Below are 21,960 nucleotides of genomic sequence, written 5' to 3'. Positions count from 1 at the left end.
AGAGGTGCCTGACCATGTCCTCGCCGTACGACGAGTCCATCAAGGAGCTGATGGGCGAGTTCCATCAACAGTTGGATCAGCTCAACGAGACCAACCAACGGATGCAGGAGATCACTGCCACCGCGACATCGCCGCGCAAGTCGGTGTCGATCACGGTCGGCGCGCAGGGCCGGTTGGTCGAATTCAAGTTTCCGAACGATGCGTACAAGCGCATGGCGCCGGTGGAGTTGGCCAACGTGATCACCGAGACCTTCACCGCAGCGCAGCAGCAGGTGCAGGCGCAGCTGATGGAGCTGATGCAGGCCAACGTCCCCGCTGGCTTCGACCTCTCCGCTCTGTACGGCCCTGACGCCGACATCGGCAAGGTGTTGCCCCGCGAGCCGATCATGCCCGACGCCGTCCGCGCGTACATCGAGGACGGTCAGTAGTCCGTCCCGCACCACTCGGAGGTTTCCATGGCGGGCAACAGTTTCGAGGTCAACCCCGACGGGCTGGTCGCCCCCGCGGCGAACATGCGGGAGCTCGGTTCCCGCCTGGACGCGCTGCTCAAGCACATGCAGTCCAGTTTGGACGGGCTGGGGCAGCCGTGGGGCGAGGACAAGAGCGGCAAGCAATTCCTCAAGCAGTACAACCCCGCGCGAGAGCAGGTGCTGGAGGGTCTGCAGTCGATGGCCGAGTCCGTCTTCGGCGTCGCCGACGGTATCGACACCATGCGCAAGGGATTCGAAAAGACCGAGCAGGACATCGTCGAGGCCTCGAACCGCCTGGCCCTCGATCCCGAGGGCACCGCGCTGCGCCCCCGCGTCGGCACCGTGAGCTCGAACGACACTCCGGGCGAGCCAGCGGCCTTCACGCTACGAGAAGGCACGGCGTTGTCGCCGTTGTTGCCGGAGGTGCCGGCGAGTGATGTGGTGCCGGGTGAGCCGGTGGTGTTCACGTCGCGGGAGGGTACGGCGTTGTCGCCGTTGTTGCCGGAGGTGCCGGCAAACGGTGATGTGCAGTGGGTTCCTGGTGGTGGCTCGGATGTTCCCGGCGAGCCGATGGCCTTCATGCCGCGCGGAGGGGAGCCGTTGACTCCGCAGACGCCTGCTGTGCCGGCGGACGGTGATGTGCAGTGGGTGCCCGGCAATGGCTCGGACGTGCCGGGTGAGCCGTTGGCGTTCACGCTGCGGGAGGGTACGGCGTTGTCGCCGTTGTTGCCGGAGGTGCCGGCGAGTGATGTGGTGCCGGGTGAGCCGATGGCCTTCATTCCGAGGGAGGGCACGGCTCTGATGCCGACGACGCCGGAGGTTCCGGCGAACGGTGATGTGCCGGTTGAGCCGGTGGCGTTTCTGCCGCGCGGCGGGGAGCTGGTGACGCCGCAGACGCCGAGCGTGCCGGCGGACGAGTGACGACCGGTACGTACTAGACACGGAGGGCCGGCGATGAGTCTTCAGATTCCCCCGGATCTCGATTGGCTGGTGAAGATCACCGCTGGTCAGGGGTGGCCGAAGGGTGACGAGGACAGGATGCGGGCCCTCGGTCGTGAGTGGAAGGCGTTCGCCGGGCAGCTCAGTGGTGTCACTGGTGAGTTCGAGCCGGTGTTCCGGCAGGTGATGGACAACATCAGCGGGCAGCCGGCTGAGCAGTTCGGGAAGTTTGTCACGCAGATGCATCAGCAGTTGCCGGCGTTGGGCGAGGCCGGGGAGCAGTTGGCGGAGCTGTCTTCGAAGACGGCGCAGCAGTTGGAGTATTCCAAGTACATGATCATCGCGCAGTCGGCGTTGCTGGCGGCGGAGATCGCGTGGTGTGTGGCGAATGCGCCGTTGACGGCTGGTGGCACGATGGCGTTGGTCCCGGGGCTGATCGCGGCCAGTCGGTTGACTGTGATGCAGATCTTGAAGCGGTTGGCGATGGCGGTGTTGTTCGGTGTGGTCTCGCAGTTCGGGTTGGACGTCGCGGTGCAGGCGATTATGGCGATCAAGGCCAAGCTCAAGGGTGATGATTTCTCGTGGAATTGGCAGAACACCCTTGGCATGGTTGAGATGGGCGCGATCGGTGGCGCGATCGGCGGGGGTCTGCATTTGGGTATGAACAAGCTGCGGCCGGAGGGTTTCGGGGACACGTTCTCGGGCATGATGATCAATGGCGGCGTTACCGGGGTGACCGTCACGGGTATCAGCAACGTGATGAACAAGGATGACGGCAGTCTGGGGTATGGTCTCACGTCGGGCCTGGCGGGCGCGATCGGTTCTGGGGGTGGGCGGCGCGGTCATGGCGGTGGTGTGCCGAAGATGGGTGAGATCCATGTCGGTGATGTTGACAAGGTCCACTTCGATGCCTCGGACCTCAGCCAGGACGTGCCGCCGCCGTACGACCTTGGCGAGGGGTCGAAATCCGATTCGGCTACGCCGCCCCCGTATCAGCGTGGTGATTACGAGGGTCTTCCCGGGCTGGACGGCGCCCCGAATCAGATGCCGACGCCGCGGCCGGCGGGTGTCGGAGACTCGGGCGAGGGCAGGGGAGATCCGTTCGCCACGAACCTCAGGCCGGCCGGCGATCGCAGCGGCATGCCGGTGGGGTCGCCGCCGGGGCTGTCGAGCAGCCGGCCGGGCGACGCGTCTACGCCCGGTGTGCATGGGGAGGCACCGCGTCCGCAGACGGAGCAAGAGGCTCCGACTCCGGCAAGGGGGTCGATGCCGATACCGCAAGCACATTCCCCTCTGCGGCAGGGAGCTTCGAATCCCGCGCGGTTGCCGGCGCCGGGTGAGCAGCCCCATCCCTTGTCCCATCAAGACGTTCAGTCGCCGGCACGGATATCGATGCCGACCGCGCAGCCCCATCTCGTGGCCCACCAGGACGTTTCTGCCCCGACACGGACGTCGACGACGACGGAACAACCCCTTCCTGTGTCCCACCAAGACGCTCCGGCGTCGGCTGGGCACCTTGGTCAGCCGATCGAGCGCGGCGGTCACCTACCCGTCGAGCAGTCCCACACCCCGGCGCACCAAGACGTGTCGACGCGGCCGGATGGCCTGCCCGTTGGCCAACCCGTTCCGACACCTTCGGAGACACATCACGGCGCCGCGCCGGACCGCCCGTCTGCCAACGACTCCCGCAACGCGATCGGCGGTGACAAGCAGACCGCCGCACCGGCCCCCACGCGGACCACCACGCAGCAGCCGACATCCTTGCCGACGCACGGCGGTGGGGAAAGGCCGCCGGCGTTCACCACGGCCGACGCGCCGAGGATCACCACGGATCGCGGCGCGCCGGGCGTCCACGAGCCGCTGCCACCAAGGGAATCGGTGGCCCGGTCGAACGAGCCGCAGTTGCCGCCCACGAGCCACGACGTCAGCACTCGACCCGAAGACCGCGTGCCGGTCGGCGATCATCGACCCGCGAAGGCGATTGACCAGCTCGACCTACGGCTCGGCGCATCCGGCGAGCTCGTCGGCCAGGCCGGCCATTATCTGCCGAAGCTGCCGTCGGAGAAGGTGCTCGGCAAGATGCGTCCGGAGCAGCGGGACCAGCTTGTGCAGCGGCACGAGGAGCGCAAACAGGAGTTCGAGAGGCTGACCGCGGACGTCGTCAAGCTGAGCGCCGAGGACGAAGTTCTGCCGGCCCGTGGCGGAGCCGACGAGTTCCGCCTGGCGAGCATGGGCCCCGACCTCACGGACGATGTCCACAGCGAGACTGAAGGTCTCAGGGACGACCATCGACAGGTGCCGCACGGGGGCAGGACCGACGCCGATGCCCCGGCGCAGCGGCAGTTCCGCGAACATCATGACCAGGACCTCGCCGCGGATGTCGCGAAGTTCGGCGAGGTGCAGGGGCCCGCGGAGCACCGGCCCGCGCCGGCTCCGTCAAGGTCGCCCCACGAGCCCTACGGGTCCGTGACCGAGCTCCTACACGATCTACGCGAGGATTCCGCCGGTCATCCGGCGGCCGCGGAGCATTCGCCGCTGCTCGGCCCGGACCTGTTCGGTCTGTACCAGGCGCCGGCCGCGCCGCATTTCCTGGCGGGCCATGACTATCGCGGCCTGACGGCCGCGAAGTCGGTGTCGTTCTTGGACCTGCTCGACATGTCCAAGAAATACCAGTTGGCCCATGAGCACATGGACCCGAACGGCGGCCTGTTCGACGATTACGCGGAATGGACGATCGACCACGAGCGGTCGGATGACAAGCTGGCCGCGTGGGCTCCGGGCGATGTTCCGCCGCTGGAGAAGACGACGTCGACGCCGTTGTTGCTGCACGCGATCTGGTTGGGCAGTCCACTGCGGGACGCCGGCACGATGTCGGCGTTCCGGCACAACTTCGGCGACGCCGGCCAGCGGCTGGGCGAGTCGATGGTGCCGGTGCTGTGGACCGATGTGCCGCGGTCGACGTTCGAGGAAGCGCGGGCGACGCCGCCGTCGGCGGACGGATCTCCCGATCCGCTGGCGGACGTCCGGGAGATGGACCAGTGGGCCACCGATCACAACATCCGGCTGGTCAACGTGAACGAGGTGTTCAACCGCGAGCACCCGATGCAGTTGCAGGAGTTCTACAACTCCGAGATGCACAAGAAGATCGGTCCGGGCTACGCGGCGGCGAGCGACATTCTCCGCATCGAGATCATGCACCGCTTCGGCGGCATGTACTCCGACGGTGACAATGTCATCCATGGTGTGGATGACGTGTACGTGACGGCCGAGTCCGACAAGGGCTTCGCGGTCAATAAAACGGTTAACGCGACCGGCAACTCGGCGTTCGTCATGTCGAAAGGACACCCGTTCGCCCAGGCCTACCTCGACCAACTGCGCGAGAACTACGGCAAGAGTCAGGAAGAGACGATGCCTCAGGGCATCAACAGCCTCGGACAGGACTTCTTCGACACGCAGCTGGGCAGAGAGCGCCGCAACTCGGTGACGATACGGACGGGGCCGGTAGCCCAGGACTTGGTCGCGAGACGCATCGGCTACCGAAATCAGACCAAACTGCCGGGCATTGGCCACATCACCACGAACAGTGACATGAGTTGGATGAAGCCGCCGCCAGCGGGAGCGTCCGGGCCACCCCTGCGCAGCCGGGCCGACACTCTGAATCTGACCAAGAGTGTTGTGCAGACCCTCGTGCGCAGCCTGCACAACCGGGACGGCGATCTGCACCTGACCGCCATCGAGCCGGCAGTGCGTAAACACTCGGATCCTGATTTGGTATGGCATGCTGCGTTGTCCTACGTCGCGTCGCACCCCGAATTGTCGGGCATGATCCGGACTGTGACCGACACCCGCATAATCGACGGTGAATCGCACCATGTCGTGTTGCCGGACTCGGTGCGGTCCTTTCTGCGAGTTTCCGCCGACGAAGGAAAGGGGCACCTCGGTGAGACGCAGCGCCCAGTCGCTGTGCAGCGTCGCGAGCCGGCCCCCGCACCGCCGGTGAGCGGTGACACCCACGCGTTGGCGCCGGCTAAGGGCACGCCCTGGGCGGAACTGCCCTGGGCGGATTTGCGAGGCGATGCACCGGTCGCGCATGTCGACACCGAGCGGTTCGATCCGAGCGTGCGCGGCGACGCGCGCAGTCGCAATGGGATTCTGGACGGTTGGTCGACGAAGATCGCCTATGAGTCGCGGCGCATGGAGTTTGCCGAGGGTGAGTGGGTTCGTGAGTTCACGGTTCGCTTGGACACCAGGGCCGACGGTGTCACTGACAGCGATGTGCGCGCCGTTCAGGACCGTGTGGTGGCGTCGATCGATGATCACCTGAACAACCGTTACCGGTTCGAGAACGGTGACCGGTTCCACTTGCGGGTGGAGTTCGGTGGTGACGGACCTCGGCACGGCAGCGTGACGGTACATGGCGGAGAGGGCAGTGATCAGGCTCGATGGTCGACCAGGGCCGCGGATTCGGTGTTGGTGCACGAGGTGCTGCACAACCTCGGCCTGCGGGACGAGTATCAGGACGAGAACGCGATTTTCCGGGCGAATATCGATAACCACGCGGTGCGTGGCGCGATGGGTGGCGAGGCGTGGACCAAGCCGCCGTCGCTGACCCCCGATCATCTGCGGCAGATTCTGGAAGTGAGCGCTGCCAGCGCGGTGCAGCATGATCGTCCGCTGGCGGGCGGTCATTCCGGTCCTGAGATCGGACGACGTGCTGCGGAGAACCCCTGGACGACCACGGATCGCGGGGCTCCGGTGGCCGAGCGCCGGCCGGCGCCGGCGCAGGGTGATGATGGGCAGGCTGGGCCGTCGCATCGCCCGGCGCCGGCGCCCTCACGAAGCCAGGACTCCGACGTCTCCATGTCGGAAGGCAGCTCCGACGAGAGCTTCCACCACGAGAGCGTGCGGGCGCATGATTGGGGTCTTGGAGAGCAGCATCCGCATGCCGATAGTGCCGCGACAGGTCATCCCGTGCGGACCGACGCACGAATCCCCAAGGGCCATGACGTCGCCGGGGTGCGGGCCGCGCCGGGGCCGTCCGTGGACCAGCATGGCCTTGGCCCGGCCAGCCGCCGCGGGGCGAACCAGGTCAGCGATGCGCGGGTGAATCACTGGATCGCTGCAAACGCTCCTGATGTCACGGTGGTCCGTGACGCCGCGCGCACGTTGCTGGACTGGCGCGGCGTGCCGCCGGAGCTGTTCGACCGCGAGATCACTGAGGCGGCGCTGACGGAGGGATTCCCCGTCGCCCTACACAATCCCGAGGGCCAGACCATTGCCCTCGGTGGGCAGGGCTTGCAGCTGAAGATCGTCGCCATCAAAGCGCTGGACGGCCCTGGGGGAGTCACGACCGGCGCCGAGGAGACCCGTCGGCACGAGACGGACGCCGACACACGGGAAGTCACCGAAGTGGCCACGCGCACCCAGAGCGACCTCTCGGCGCTGCTCAAAGCACCGACGCCCGCGGTCACGGTGACCGGGCGCGTGCTGCCCAGCTCGACCGAGTCGCGCCGCTCGCACCGGCACGTCCAATCAGATTCCACCGAGCTCAGGCATTTCGTGGAGCGAACTGTCGACAGCTATCGGGTGTCCTACGAGGTCCGCCGCACCGGCCACGACCGCGCCGTCGTGGTGGCGATGGACATGCAGCTGTCCGCGCCGAAGCATGCCGAGGGAAGCGGCGGGCGGAATCTGGACTATCCGAGGCGGTCCGAGGCAGCCACTGCCGACGAGCGCGCGCAGCAGTACAAGGACATCGCGGACGCGATCAACTCGATCGAGCACGCCGAGCTCGACACCACCGCGATCACCGACGCGGTCGTCCGGGACATCGGGGAGTTCCGGACCCGGGACGAGCGCACGCGGTTCGAGCAGTGGTTGCGCGGCCTCGGCGAGAAGGACCGGGCGCAGGCGCTGTTCGGCGAGGACACCGTGCGCGAGACCTTCGCGTTCAAGGGGCCGTTGGGCACCACGTCCCGCAAGGAAGTGCTGATCAGGCTGCGGCCGCAGGAACAGGCGGGCGGCAGCGAGACCCCGCAGCTGATGGCGAATTTCCTCGGCCGGGGCGAAGTGGCCATCACGCACACCCAGACCAGCACGACCAGCGAATCGGTGGCGCGCAGCGGCAGCCACGGCGTCGGCGGCGCCTTGTCCGTGGAAAGTGACGCGCTCGCCGCGATCATCGGTCCAAAGCTGTCGGTCGAGATGTCGCTGGGCCGTTCCTCCGTCGAGGCCAGCCGGGACGGCGAGGACTACGGGGTCACGCAGAGCGACACCTACCACGGCCAGGCCGACACGCATCAGCTGGACCTGACCTACGTGGTGCAGGTCGGCGACGAGACCCTGCTGGTGCCCGGGGCCGCTCAGCTGACGATGGCGCAGCAGGCGGCCACGCCGCCCGACATCTCCCGGATGAATTCGCCGACCGGCATGCGCCACACTGACGTGCTCGATGGGGTGCACGCCCGCTACACGATGGACGACGCCACGGTGCAGGACCTGTCCGGCCGGATCCTGATGGGGCTCGAGAACATCGCCCGGCAGGACGGCGGCACGTTCGACCGCGCGTTGACCAAGCAGCGCCTGGTCGGGTTCCTCCGCGACAACGCACGCGACATTCTCGACGGCACTGAAGCGAACCCTGGGGACGGCCGACCGCTTCCCCTTGGCGAGAACAACAGCGCCCCCTATCTGTTCCTACGCGGCCACGTGCTGCGCCACAGCGGCGTCTACCGGGGCCGGGACAGCCATCGGCGGTTCGAGGACACCGTCACATCGGGCCACTCGCGAGGCAGCGATCGATCGCGGACCACGCAGGCGCGGCTGAGCGTGACCGCCAACGCCGGCGTCGGACCGGTCGATCTCACCGGCACGCTCGGTCTGTCGTCGCAGACCGGCCACGAGCACAAGCTGAGCACCGCCGAGCAGGCGGAGCAGACCTGGCGCAGCAGCGGCGACCTGCACCGGTACAAGTACGGGTTCGAGATCGAGGCCCTGCACGGAGACAGCCTCGACGAAGCCACGGCGTTGGTGCTGGGGGAGTCGGCGCACCAGGACACCGTCACCGTCACCGTGCCCGAGCGGCAGGGGCACCGGCTCGGTGGCCCGGCCGAGCTGGCCCGTCCCGAGTCGGAATGGGGAGCACCCGACCCGGCGCGGCCGCGGCCCGAGAGCCGGGCCCCTGCGCGGTACGAGGTCGAGTCGATGAAGCCGATCACCGGGCTGCGGTCGGCCTCGGTCAAGGCGTTGACCGACGCGCTGCCGGCCGGCAGCGGGGTGCGGGCCCTCGCCCGGGAGGCGGTGGACTGGGTCGCGGCCGGGTCGAAGGCCGCGTCGCTGACCGAAGCCCAGGACGGCCTGAGCGGTGGACGAGCGGTGAGCCAGTGGGCAACGCGGGAGGCCCGACTGGCCCGCACGACACTCGCGACGTCCGGCGCCCACGACCGGCTGAGTCTGGAGCGGCACAACGAGGGCGGCTTCCTCGGCGCCGGCGGCCGCGACGTGCTTGGCGAGCTCATCCTGCGCACGACGCTGCACAACCCGCGGATCGTGCACATGGATCCCAACCACGCGTTCACCGACAGCCATCGCCGGCAGACCACGCAGTCCAGCGAGGATCGGCGCAGCCTCGGAGTGGACGGCGTTTTCAAGGCCGGCATGTCGGCCACCGTGCCGACCGTGCTCAAGCCGTCGTTCGCCTTCAACGCCAAGGCGACCGGCGGGCTGCGCCACGACACCGTGGCCAACGCGGACCACAAGGTCGAGGTCGACAGCACCACCACCTACCGCGCGCGGGGATACCTCGTCGAGTACGACGCCGTGCACGAGTTGACGGCGTCGGCCCACAACTCGCGGACGGGCCTGTTCGGGGGACGGCACGATGCGGCCGCCGGCAGGGTCACATTGGTCAAGGAGCAACCGGACGCCGTGACCGTGTGGATCGACGCTGCCGACCTCCGCACGATCGACCTGCCGGTCACGGAGATCGTCCATCTCGAGGCGATCGACCGTGCGGCCTATGTGGACGATCACCCGGAGCTCCAGCACGCCCCGGCGCTATGGGCGGACATCGAGCCGCCACCTGCTCGGCCGGATGTCGCCTTGCCGAGTGATCGTCTGGCCGGAGTGGGCACGTTCGCGCTCGACCGGGCCGGCGCCCTCACGGAGCTGCTGGCCAAGGTGCAGGAGAAGCTGGACGAATGGCATGAGTCGATCGAGAACGAGCTCGTTCCCGACAAGGCCACCGAGGCGAAGCAGCTCACCGAGGACGTCATGAAGGACCTCCGCGGCTCGCTGACCGACGGATTCGGATTCAAGGTGGAGGACGCGGTCAAGGGCGGCCTGCTGTCCCTGCAGCGGCGCACCACCGGCGAGTCCGGCCGATCGGAAATGCTGGTGGTGATCGAGGCGAGCCTGACCGGCGGCAAGTACCGCGACAAGATCGAGGACTACAGCTCCACGGTCACCTATGCCAGCACATCGGACCACACCACGAAGAAGGGCAACATCCTGTCCGGCTCTGTGGCCGCGGACACCGGCGCCTCGGTCACCCTGCCGTCGACGCGCGTCGAGCCAGTGGACACCGCCCTCGGGGATGCGGTCGGCCTCGTCACCGACCTGGTCCATCCCGCGGTGTCGGGCGAGGCATCGTGGGATCGCACCACGGGGCAGCACCGGCACGAGTTGGATACGGTGACCGTCCGCCAATCCGGGCCGGCATATCGCTTCTCGTACGGGCTCAACGCCCGGGTGCGGGTGTTCCCGTGGCTGCGTGACGGTCTGACGGCCCAGTACGTGCGGGACATGTTCGGCAGCGACCGACGTCGGCTCCAGCAGCCGTGGGTGTCGGAACCGTTCACGGTGCCGTCAGCGGTCCGCGTGACCGTCGGCGAGGACGACCACCTGTCCGACCGCCAGGAAGTCGCCACCCTCGACGGCAGGCCCGTACAGGTCAACGCGAGCGTGAGGGCCCAGCGGGTGGGCCGGGATCCTGGCGCCGCCGAGTTCTCCGACGACGCCGTGTTCCACGTGCAGCCCTTCCGAGCCAACCAGCTGCACAATCTCGTCGACGAGGTCGCCGTCGGCCTCGAGACGCCGGCCGGCCGCACACCGATGCTCAGCGCTCACCGCTCGCACGCGCTGCGTTCGGCTGTCTCCGCCGGCGAGCTCGTCCGCAACTTCCGCAAGGCGCTGAGTCCCGGGGGACACCGGATCGAGCTCAACGGTCCCACTCTCAAGGCGCTCAAGGTGGAGCTGGACCTCAACCTCATGACGCTGGTCCGGAAGCTCGACCATACGACACTGGAAAGCGAGGTGGCCAGCGCCGACCACAGCGGACGCCGCTCGGACTTCAAGGGCCAGGCCGGTCTGGTGTTCCAGGAGGGCCCACCGGCGGTGACGCGGGAGATCGTCGCCGAGCGCGAACGCGATGCCGTGACCACCGAGCGGCACACCGGCGACAATCCCGGCGACTCCTGGTTCCTCGTCCGCGCGCAGCTGTTGTCCCGCGTCACGCCGGAATTCTCGGACGGCAAGGCACCGGAGGAGTGGAACCTCAGCCGGAAGTCCCGGCCGGAGGGCGATATCCGACTCGTCGTCAACCGAGCCGGCCTGCGCGACCTCGGCTTCGACCTGGACAAGGTCGACCGTGTGGCGGCAGCCCACCGTGACACCGGCGCCGGGGAGCCCGCGCCGACGGTCCACGTCGAGCCGCCACCGGGCGAGCCCGCGGTGACCGCGCAGCGGCAGGAGCCTGCGTCCGCTCCGACCGGGGAACGTGGTCGGGTCGGTGACTTTCCGGTTCCTGACAGGGTTCCGGCGTTCTTGTCGCCGGCTGACTGGGCGGGTGTGCGGGGGGATGCGCATGTCGCTCAGGTTGACACTGAGCGGTTTGAGCCGAGTGTGCGGGCGGATGTGCGCGCTGGCGGCCATATTTTGGATGGTTGGAAGACGAGGATTGCTTATGAGTCGCGGCGGTTGGAGGTTGCCGGGGGTAGGTGGGTGCGTGAGTTCACGGTTCGGTTGGCTGTGCAGGCCGGTCCGGGGGTCGGTCCGCACGAGCTGGCGGCGGTGGGGGATCGTGTGGTGGCGTCGATCGACGATCATCTCAACGGCCGTTACCGGTTCGCGAACGGCGACCAGTTCCATCTACGGGTCGAGTTCGGTGGCGACGGGCCGCTACACGGTCGCGTGACTGTCCATAATGGAGAGGAAAGCAATCAGGCTCGGTGGTCGACCGGGGCTGCGGATGCGGTGTTGGTGCATGAGGTGCTGCACAACCTCGGGTTGAGGGACGAGTATCGGGACGAGAACGCGGTTTTCCGGGCCGATGTCGCCGATGCTGATGTGCGTGGTGTGATGGGTCGTGAGGCGTGGGAGAAGCCGCCGTCGCTGACCGAGGCTCATCTGCGGCAGATTCTGGACGTGGAGTCGGCCAGCGGGGTGCGGCACGATCACCCATTGGCTGGTCAGGTGTCTCCGGGCAGGGGCCGTGGTGATGTCGAGGATCCTTGGACCACCACGCATCCTGACCTCACCTCGGTGGAGCATCGGCCGTCCGCGGCCGAGCGGGACACCGACGAGGAGGAGCTTGCGGAAGGCGACGATCTGTTCGGGGACTTCGACGAGGAGCACGAGGAGTCGGGGCCCGCGCTGAGCGGGTTGGCTCTGCCGTGGGACGGGCGGCCGGCAGCCGAACCCGCCCGCGAGCCCAGCGTGCTCGATGTCGACGCCTGGGACGCCCAGCAGCGTGCGCAGGCAGTGCTGCGTGACCGGCTGAATCTGCCGTGGGGAAGCGGCGAACGTCGGCCGCCGTGGGAGCGCGGCCAGGACGAGACGGGCTTCGCGGTGTTGAACGCCAATGAGCGGGAGTCGGTGTTCGAACGGGTGCGGGAGCAGCAGGCGCAGGGGCGTGTGGTCACGAACGCTGATGTGTGGCGGCATGTGTATCACGAGCATCGTGGCGAGTTGCACGCTAATGAGCTCGACCGGCTGCACGACCTCTTCTTGCTGGAGGCGCCGCGGTTTGATGATCTGAGTGCGTCGAATGACGGTCATCGCGCCGAGATCCAGGAGTTGGCCCGCAGGGTCGAGCGGGAGATGATCCAGGAGAACCAGTCGGGGAACCCTGACGACGGCCCGGTCAGGAACCCGACCGTCGACGAGATCCTCACGCGCATGCGGAGCCACGACGGACGGACGGTGACCGGACAGTCCAAGGTCCTGCGGGAGATCGTGCGGGACGCGCTCGGCCGTGCCGGACTGCCGCGGGGGGATCTGAGTGCGGCGAAGGCGGCCCATCGTGCCGGCATCCAGGAGTTGGCGCGCATCGTCGAACGGGAGATGATCCAGGAGAACCAGGCGAAGAATCCTGGCAAGGGCACGGTCAAGAAGCCGAGCATCGACGATGTCACCAAGCGCATGAAGAGCCGCGATGGACAGAAGGTGACGGGACAATCCACGGCTCTGCGGGACATCGTGCGGGAAGGGCTCGGTCGCGCGGGACGGGGCACGCGGCGGCCCGGCGACCTAAGTGCGGGGAACCCGGCCCACCGTGCCGAGTTGCAGGAGCTGGCCCGTGCCGCCGAACAGGAGATCCTCGACGAGATCCGGGAGCGGAACCCCGATGCGGACCCGGTCGCGCCGAGTCTGAACGAGGTTGTCAAGCGTATGCGGACTCGCGGCGGAAAGAAGGTGACGGGACAGGGGAATCTTCTCCAGGAGATCGCCCGGCAGGGGCTCGGGCGCGCCGAGGTGGATGCCCGGAAGTCCGGGACACTGAGGGCGGATAGTGACAATGATCGACGCGAGATCGTTGACATCGCCCGTGACTACATGCGGCAAGTCCGGGAGAAGAGGAACAAATACCCCAATGTGAAGGAGATCGTTGGGCATTTTCGGGACAAGGAGCGTGACGGAAAGGCGGTAACCGGGGGCAATGAGCTCTTGCGCGTCATCGCCTCCGAGGCGATCGCGCTCGGAGAGCGGAGGCAGGAGGCGTCCGAGTCGGCAGGCACCGGTGCGCATGCTGAGCCGTCGACTCGTTGGTCGGGCAAGCGGACCGCGGACGATGAGAACGGCAGTTCCGGCGGGCAGACCTCCCGGAACAAGCGAGTGCGGTCTGATCTGGCCGGCACCGCGCTTGACGTGGGGCCTGGTCGTCGGATGTTCGAGCCCACCCGGCAGCAGCTGGACGCCCTGCCCGAGCGGACGCGGCCGCGTCCGACTGACCCCAACGGGGACTGCCTGCTCGAGGCGGTGCTGCTTTCCGCGCCCGAGTTGGGTGCTCGGTTCCCGACCCCGCAACACTTGCGAGCGGCCGCCGTCGACGACATGACTCGCAACTCGGAGGTCTACCTGCCTTTCTACCGCGGCGACGAGAACTACTTCATCGCGATAGGCGATCTCGTGGACCTCGAAGCGCAGCAGCGGAAGGAGAACTACTTCGCGGCAGTGCGAGAGCTGCGGGAGTCGGGCGTCTACATGCGGGACGCGGCTGATTTCATGCCTCTTGCGGTGGCAAGGGCGGCCGGGGTGTGGGTGACTGTGCTCGGGCCCGACGGCCAGCCGATGGGAGACTCGTTCGGCGTCCCCAGCGGCCGGCAGATCACGCTGTTGCGGCTGGATGACGCCGGTGGCCACTATCTGGGCACCGGGCCCGTCGAGGACGGCGCCGGGCAGGCTGGGCCGTCGTCCCGACCGGCCCCGCCGCGCGACGAGCCCTACGGTTCTTCGGACGAACTGCTGCGAGACCTCCAAGACGTCTCGGCCGGCCACCCGGACGCTGCCGACGGGTCCAGCTTGTTGGGCCCCGATCTTTTCGGCCTGTACCAGGCGCCGGAGCCCCCGCCGTTCATGGCGGGACACGACTATCGGGACATCACCGCCGGGCAGTCGGTGTCACTGATGGAGATGCTCGACCTGGCCAAGGGCTCCACGTTGACTCGTGAGCAGCTGGATCCCCACGGCGAATTCCTGTCGGACAAGGCCGCTTGGACGATCGAGCACGAGCGTGCGGACGGCGCGTCGACGGCTTGGGCGCCCGGCGAGCACCTCCCGCCGCTGGACCGGAAGACCGTGACGCCGCTGCTGGTGCACGCGATCTGGCTGGGCGGTCCGTTGCGCGACGCCGGCACCCAGGCGGCCTTCCGGCAGAACTTCGGCGGGTTCGGTAACAAGTTCCGCAAGGGTGCCGTGCCGGTGCTGTGGACCGACGTGCCCCGCGAGCAGTTCGATCAGGCGCTGCGCACGGAGCCGCCCGCGGACGGCGCGCCGGACCCGCTGGCCGATGTGCGGGACATGGCCCACTGGGCCAGGTCGAACAGGGTTCGACTGGTCAACGTGGGCGAGGTGTTCACCAGCGAGCACCCGATGCGGCTGCAGGAGTTCTACAACTCCGAAGTCACCAAGCAGGTCGGCCCCGGCTACGCGGCGGCGAGCGACATCCTGCGGATGGAGGTCATGCACCGCTTCGGCGGCATGTACTCCGACGGCGACAACGTGATTCTCGGCCTGAAGGACCTGCATCGGGTTGCCCGGTCCGACGAGGGCTACGCGATCCAGAAGGTGATGGACAAGGGCTACAAGGCCAAGTTCAAGGAGTTCAGCAACTCGGCGTTCGTGATGTCGAAGGGTCATCCGTTCGCCAAGGAGTACCTCGATCAGCTGCGGGAGAACTACGGTAAGTCCCAGGACGAGCTGATGCCGCACGCGGATCCTGAATTCCTCGACGCGCCGAGGGGTTTCGTGCGCCGCAACTCGGTCATGTACCGAACCGGTCCCGAGGTCATCAGGAGCGTGGCGAAACGCATCGGTTACCAGGACCACACGTTCCTGCCCGGTATGCGCGACGTTGTGATGAACAGCGACGCCAGCTGGTTGAAGCCGCCACCGGAGGGGAACTCCCCGCTGCCGCATGACCGCCGTTCGACGTTCGAGCTGACGAAGAAGGTCGTCCAGACACTGGTCCGCGGTATCCACAACCGAGGCGGCGACCTGCACCTGACCGCGGTGGAACCGGCAGTGCGCCGGCATCCGAACCCGGATCTGGTTTGGCACGCCGCGTTGTCCTACCTGACTTCGCATCCGGACCTGTCGCGTCAGATCACCTCGGTGACCGACCGACGGACGGTTGGCGGTGTGCACCACGATGTGGCGCTGCCGGAGTCGGTCCGTTCGCTGCTGGACATCTCCTCGACGGAGGAACGGTACGACCGCGGCGACACGCGACGCCCCGCGACAGTTGTCGCCGAGGTCCCACCCGCTGCCGACCGCCATGGTTCGTTGCCTCATGACCCGGGTGCGCATGATCCGGTCAGGTCTGTTGTTGATGATGAGTCGTGGCGGCACAGTCGTGAGCGGTCGGCGCCGTGGTTTGAGCCGGATCGGCCGTTGCGTGTGGAGCAGTGGGAGCATCTGCGCCGCAACGATTTGGTGCGGACGGTGCAGACCGAGATCGCGGATGTGAAGACGTCGAGTCGGGTTGACGAGCGGGGCCGGCCCGAGTTCGAACAGTACCGAGGTTTGGTGCGGTATGACGTGCGTCGGATCGAGGTGGAGCCGGGTCGGTTTGTGCGTGAGCACACGGTGCGGTTGCATCTGTCGGGTGACGCGGAGCAGGTGGCGCAAGCCAGGCGGGATGCCGCTGATGCGGTGGAGTTGTTGTTGAACAAGGGTTATCGGTTGCCGTCGGGTGATCAGTTCCATGTTCGGTTGGAGTTTCCTGATTCGGCGCGGGATGCGCATGCGACGGTGGAGGTTGGTGGGAGGCCAACGGATCAGACGCATTGGCGGGTGGGTGAGGATCCAAAGGTGCTGGCGCATGAGGTGTTGCACTATCTGGGTCCGGGTGATGAGTATCTTGACCGGAGTCGAGTGTTCCTCGACAAGGCGTGGAAGTCGGCTGTGGTGGCTGATAACGGGTTGTTGGGTGCGGGGCTTCGCCGCGCTGACGTGGAGTTGAAGCCGCGGAACTTGTGGTTCGTGGAGCGGGTTGCGCGGGATCAGGTCGAGGTGCCGGAGACCCGGCTGAACGAGAAGTACGATGGTCTGAAGCTGGGCCAGGTGAATCCGCGAGTCGAGCGGACGGTCGTGGAGCCCACGCGGCCGCGTGAGCCCGACGACGATGCGATGTCGGTGAGCAGTTCCGATGGGAGTTTCCATCATGTAGACGCCCAGGAACACGACTGGAGCCTGGGAGAACAGCACCCGGACGACACGGCGCCGCCGTGGCAGGTGGATGCGCGCCGGGGCATCGCCCGGGCCGTCGGCGGGGCGCTGGCCAGGGACGGCGGTGGCGTCGAACTGTTCAGGCATCTGCACCGCAATGGCGTGGAACACGAATCGGTGCGCGCCCTGGAGCATGCCTTCCGGTCGGAGCACCAGGGCACGTCGCTGCCTGACGCGTTGTCCGACGCTCGGGAGAGCGGTCGCCTCAGTGACGCCCAGTACGAGCAGGCTCTGCAGTTGCTCGGCTATCGGCAGACCATGTTCGGCGACCCGGCGCATGACCTGCGGGCGACCGCCACCGCCGGCCCGAATCCGAGTTCGCATGCCTCGGTGCAGATGCTGGCGATCGCGTTGCGGCAGAACATGCAGCTCGGTCGGCACGACGAGGTGCTGACGCTGCTCCGTGGCGTCGATCGTGACGCGCGGACCATCTGGGCCGTGAACGACGCCTACCTCGACATGTACTGGTCGCCGCTCAACCACGATCTGCAGACTCGACTGCCGGCTGAGCACCGGGCGTATGTGGATCACCTGCTGGGCGGGGTCAGCGCCGAGGCGGTGCCCGAACATGTGGCTCGCCAATGGTTTGCCGAGTTGGACCACACCACCTTCGAGCATGCGGAGCACGGCAGACTGCCCGTCCCGATCGGTTATCCGGAGCAGGGCTGCTATCTGCGGGCGCACATGTGGGCCCTGCGGTTGACGCAGCTCGGGGCGCCGGTGCGCAAGATCTTCTTGGCGCAGGCCGACCCCCAACTGGAGATGCTGTCGGAAACCGCCGACGGGGCGACCAAGGATCACCCGGTCGCGGTCAACTGGGATTACCACGTGGCACCGGTCGTGTGGGTGCGCAAGGAGACCGGGGACGACGGGTGGCTGGTATTCGACCCGGTCATGCGCGCCGGCCTGCTGACTCCTGAGGAATGGGCCACCCGCGCCGGCGCCGCGTGGGAGCCGGAGCTGTTCACCGGCTCATTGCGGGAGATGCACGAGTCCATGCGGGAGGACATGGCGGACGACCCCAGGTCGTGGACCGGTTCCGGTGTGATCCGGTACCCGCTGGACCCCCTCTCCTTCATCACGGACGTGCACGCGCTCGACTTCCCGTATCTCGAAAGCTCCGTGTACGGCAACCTTCGCGATGCCGATCGGGAGGCGCGGACCGAGGACGACATCCTGGCCGAGCATTCCTTCGCTGACATGGAACGTCAGCTTCAGCGCGGCGCGCGGGACGTGCTCGACCGCGCGCTGTCGCCGGACGAGACGCTGCACGAACTGCGGCGCCTGGCCGACGGCAACCGACAGGCGGCGGGCTTCCTGGCGCGTCCGGAGAACCGGCAGCACACGGAGCGTCTGCTGGCCGCGCTTCCGTACAGCCGCTACGACGAATTGTGGGCGATCTTCCCATCGTCCTCGGACGGCGAGACGCGTCCGGCACCGGGACTTCACGAGCCATCGAGCCGTCCCGCGCCGGCCGCGGTCGAGGAGTCGCAGACCCGACCCGCGCCCGATGAGGAATCGTCCAACGTTCTTACGGCGGCAATTGTCGATGTGGATCTGGACCAATTGGAGCTCTACGACCCGACATGGCGAACCGACGACGACCCGCTGTATCGCTACGACTCCCGGCGGCCGGACGAGATCTTCGAGCACGGGTTCGCGCCGAGGAGCCGCACGGACTACGATTTGATGATTAGGGTGGAAGCGGACCACGACACGGTCTTCGTGTCGACCACGCGTGATTCGGAGTTGCATCAGCACCACCCCGGTGGCGTCTATGCGAGGAGCGGATACCGATACGAGATCCGGGCCCCCCACGGCATCGATGTCAACGAGACCGCGCTTGCGCACTCGCCGTTGTACGAGCACGAGCGGGAGGTTGTGTTCCCCGGTGGTGTTCACCGGCGGTACATCAGGGGTGTTCATGAACTCCGTGATGGCGTGGCGGTCCAGTTCATCCCGAATCCATGGTTCGAGGGTTCGCCGGGGCACGCTCAGGACTCCACGACGGACAACGTCCAGCACGGCGGCGTGGGTCGGGAGGCGCTGGCCGAGATGGCGGGAGGCGGCCACCAGCTGCCTACGACGACGGTCTTCGGCTTCGACGAGGGCTCGCATGCGCCCCGCGACGACGACCAGTTCAGGCTGGCCGGTCTTGCCGAGAACCTCGCCAGAATCGCGGTGTGGCGTCACGACAACGGGCTCCCGCTGCCCGAGGTGACGGTGACCGGCTACGGCAATGGCCGTCCTTTTTCTGTGGGCGCGGCCAACCGGACCGGCCTGGAGCGGGCAAGGGCAGTCGGCGACCGGTTGCGGGCCGAGTTGGCCGCGCGGCTCGGCGACGACCGGCCGATCACGGTGCGGGACATCAGGATCACGGATCGCTCGGCCGGCCGGGACGTGGGTGCGGTCGCCGGCTCGGTGCAGGAGGCTCGTCGGCGAGTGGTGGTGGACTTCCACCTGCCCGAGCCAGCGCCCGGAAGCTACCCGCCGCCGGGGCGGCGACCCTCGGACGGCGATGTCGACAACGTGCGGAGCACGGTCGAGCCGAACCTGCCGGTCCTCGCCGATGACCCGGCGCCGCACGAGCACCTGACAGTGGCCGACCTCGACCTGGTGCGAGACGACGCGCCGGTGAGCAGGGTCGATGGGGTGAGCGAGCATGGCCGGTTCAGCTATGACGTTCGGCGGATCGAAGCCAGGCCGGGAGCTTGGGTGCACGAGGCCACGCTCAATGTCCATGTCGACGGGCGCGCCGTTGAGGCCATAGACGTCCGCCAGGTCTTGGCGTTGGTGGACATCGGCGTGGAGGAGATGTTCAACCGCAAGCGGCTGCCGAACGGCGACCAGCTCTGGGTGCGTGTCGTGCCGGTCGATGATCCGGGGGATGCCCACGCGAGCGTCGAGATCGTGTCCGACCCCATGGCGGAGAGCCATGAGGAGTGGAGCATGATCGACTTCGACTTCGATCTCGCGCAGAAGGTCGGCAAGCTGCTCGGCCTCGGCGACCATGAGGGTCACGAGCGGCTGACCGCGGACCACCTGCGACAGTTGCAGCTCAGGACGAGCCCGGAACCGCTGCCGTACTCGGCGATCCGCATCGAGGAGCGGCACGACTGGTTCACCGGCCGCGATGACGCCGGCCATGAGCGCGTGTTCCCGTTGGAGCGCGTGACGCATACCGACCTGCGTGATGGCTCCGACCGACTGATCGGCGTGTCCTTCGACAGCAACGCGATGGAGATCGAAGAGTCCCGACGCTGGGCCAGGAGCGCCAGCAGCGACCAGCTCTATCTGCGCGAGGTCGATCGGGGCGGACGACGTGACTTCGAGCTGCGGACGACGGTGCCCGGCATCAGCGACGAGTCCGCGGTCCTGATGGTCCACTCCGATGATCGCCACGCCGCCGTGGTCGTTCGCGGTGTCGGACCGGTGGTGGTCGATTCACGCACGCTGGCCGCCATCGCGATGCGCACCGAGGGGTTCAAGACGGCGGTGGCGAGCGGCCGGCGCACCGTGATGCTGTTGGCGTGCATGGCGGGCGTGCACACCGGCCCGGGTAGTTTCGCGCACGATCTGCGTCTCGCGCTGCGGCACGAAGGTGTCTCCGACCGTGTCTTCGCCCCGAGCACCCAGGCGACTCCGATCGCAAGGGACGGTGGGCGGACCGCTGTGCTGTCGGACGGCGGCAACTGGAACGTCTTCGGGGACATGTTGCCCAGCCACGAAGCCGCGATCGTGGACGAGCTGGTCCAGGCCATGCGGTACAACTGGCGGTACGAGGTTCGGCCGGCGCCGCAGCCGGACGGCAAGATCGGCCTCGCCGACCGGGCCAAGACCCTGGCGCTGGCCAGTACCCTGGTGAACGACATCGCGGCGCGGCCGCCGGCCGGCGGCCGGCTGGATCTCGCCGATGTGCTCAGGAAGGCCGAAGCGCACGAGCGGCCCGACATCGTCGCCGCGGTCGTGATGTCGCGCATCACGACCGACCCGGTCACCGCACGGTTGGTGCGGTCAGTGGTCCACGAGGTCGGCGACGTCCCGGTGAGGCAGGTTCCGTCCCCTGAGCCGACCCGGGCGGACTCGGTCTCCGTGTCGTTCGGTCGCGGCCGGACCCAGCTGCCGGAGGCGGCTGAACTCCCCGACGTGGACCGGTTCGCGGACCGGTTCGTGGCGGTGGCGCTGGAGCGGCAGGCCAGTGGCCTTCCCCTGCCGATCGCGGCGGTCGTGGGTTACGGCAAGGGATCGACCCTGGGGGACCCGAGGGCAACCGGGGAGGCCACCGGTTTCAAGCGTGCCAATCAGGTGCGTGACTATCTGGTGGCGAAGGTGCGGCAGAAGCTGGATCTGTTGTCGTCGCCGGACTCCGTCGAGTTCGACGTGCGGCGGCTGATCCCGGAGTCCGCCGTCATCGGCCTGCACGAGGCCGGGCGCGCCAACCCGCGCGAGGCCGTGATCACGATGTATGTGGACCATGGCACGGTTGACCGGCCGGCAGTGGCGGCGACGCTCAGCGAGCACCATGCCCACCGCGAAACCGTCGATCTCGTGTTGTCCATGGTCGACGAGACCGTCGACAACACCCGGGTGGCGGAGGGACGACAGTCGGCGGACCGGTTGGCCGCGGCAGTGCCGGGGGCGGTGCAGGCGCTGGAGAGCGCGGGCGTGATCGACCTGTACGTGCGCGAGGCCGGCGACCCGGTGACGGCCGGTCTCATGCTCAACCACGTGGTGGACGCCGTGGCCCGCGCGTGGGTGGACGAGGGAGAGACGGCCGCGACGGCGCTGGCCGAATCGTTTTACCGGAAGGGGAGTGCGCGAGATGTCCGATGATCAGTGGGTGTTCCTTGTCGACCCGGCGTGGCAGCCGACGGCGGCCGACGACAATCCGCCGGTGCAGGCGGTGGTCGGCGGATGGCTGGTGGCGGGTGAGGAGATCGGCCGGTTCGAACCGAACCCGGACTACGAGCCGGCGACACCGGATTCGCCGACTGACCCGGTGGACGCGGTGCTGCGGTTGGCCGCGGACGGCGAGGTGGACACGGACCTGCTGTGCGCGGTGATCCGTGAACAACAGTTCGGGGTGGCGCTGGACGAGCACCAGCAGCCGGTGATCGCGCCGGCGCCCGACGACGTGCCGTCGCTGCTGGTGACCACGGCGCCGGCGCATCGCGGGCGCGTCCGGGCGCAGGCATGGCTGGTGGTCGACGCCGGGGAGTTGGCGGCGTTGTTGACCGAGCACGAGGTGGATGCCCTGGTCAACCCGGGGGCGAGCACCTCGACGCGATTGCTGGCGTCGGCCATCGCCGTCGCGGCCGAGTGACCC

At 67.8% G+C, this 21,960-nt stretch carries 4 protein-coding genes; all 4 read left to right on the top strand.

Going from position 1 to position 21,960, the window contains the following annotated elements; genetic code table 11:
• Positions 1 to 14 precede the first annotated feature (14 nt).
• Positions 15 to 428 carry a YbaB/EbfC family nucleoid-associated protein gene (locus ACIG5F_RS02865; RefSeq protein WP_396515657.1) on the top strand — a complete coding sequence of 138 codons (414 nt, stop codon included), beginning with the start codon at positions 15 to 17 and terminating at the stop codon, positions 426 to 428.
• Positions 429 to 512: 84 nt separating this feature from the next.
• Positions 513 to 1,391, top strand: coding sequence for a hypothetical protein (locus ACIG5F_RS02860; RefSeq protein WP_396515656.1), 879 nt, complete (start codon positions 513 to 515; stop codon positions 1,389 to 1,391).
• Positions 1,392 to 1,424: 33 nt separating this feature from the next.
• The gene (locus ACIG5F_RS02855) at positions 1,425 to 21,467 is read left to right on the top strand and encodes a protein-glutamine glutaminase family protein (RefSeq protein ID WP_396515655.1); all 20,043 of its coding nucleotides are present in this window, start codon (positions 1,425 to 1,427) and stop codon (positions 21,465 to 21,467) included.
• Complete coding sequence (locus ACIG5F_RS02850; protein ID WP_396515654.1) at positions 21,457 to 21,957, top strand: type VII secretion system-associated protein; 501 nt, start codon at positions 21,457 to 21,459, stop codon at positions 21,955 to 21,957. The genes ACIG5F_RS02855 and ACIG5F_RS02850 overlap by 11 nt, the downstream gene beginning before the upstream one ends.
• Positions 21,958 to 21,960: the final 3 nt, after the last annotated feature.

Origin of the sequence: Kutzneria sp. NPDC052558, from assembly GCF_044547355.1 — a bacterium.
Taxonomy (GTDB): Bacteria; Actinomycetota; Actinomycetes; order Mycobacteriales; family Pseudonocardiaceae; genus Kutzneria.
This window is presented reverse-complemented; position numbering and strand designations above follow the sequence as displayed.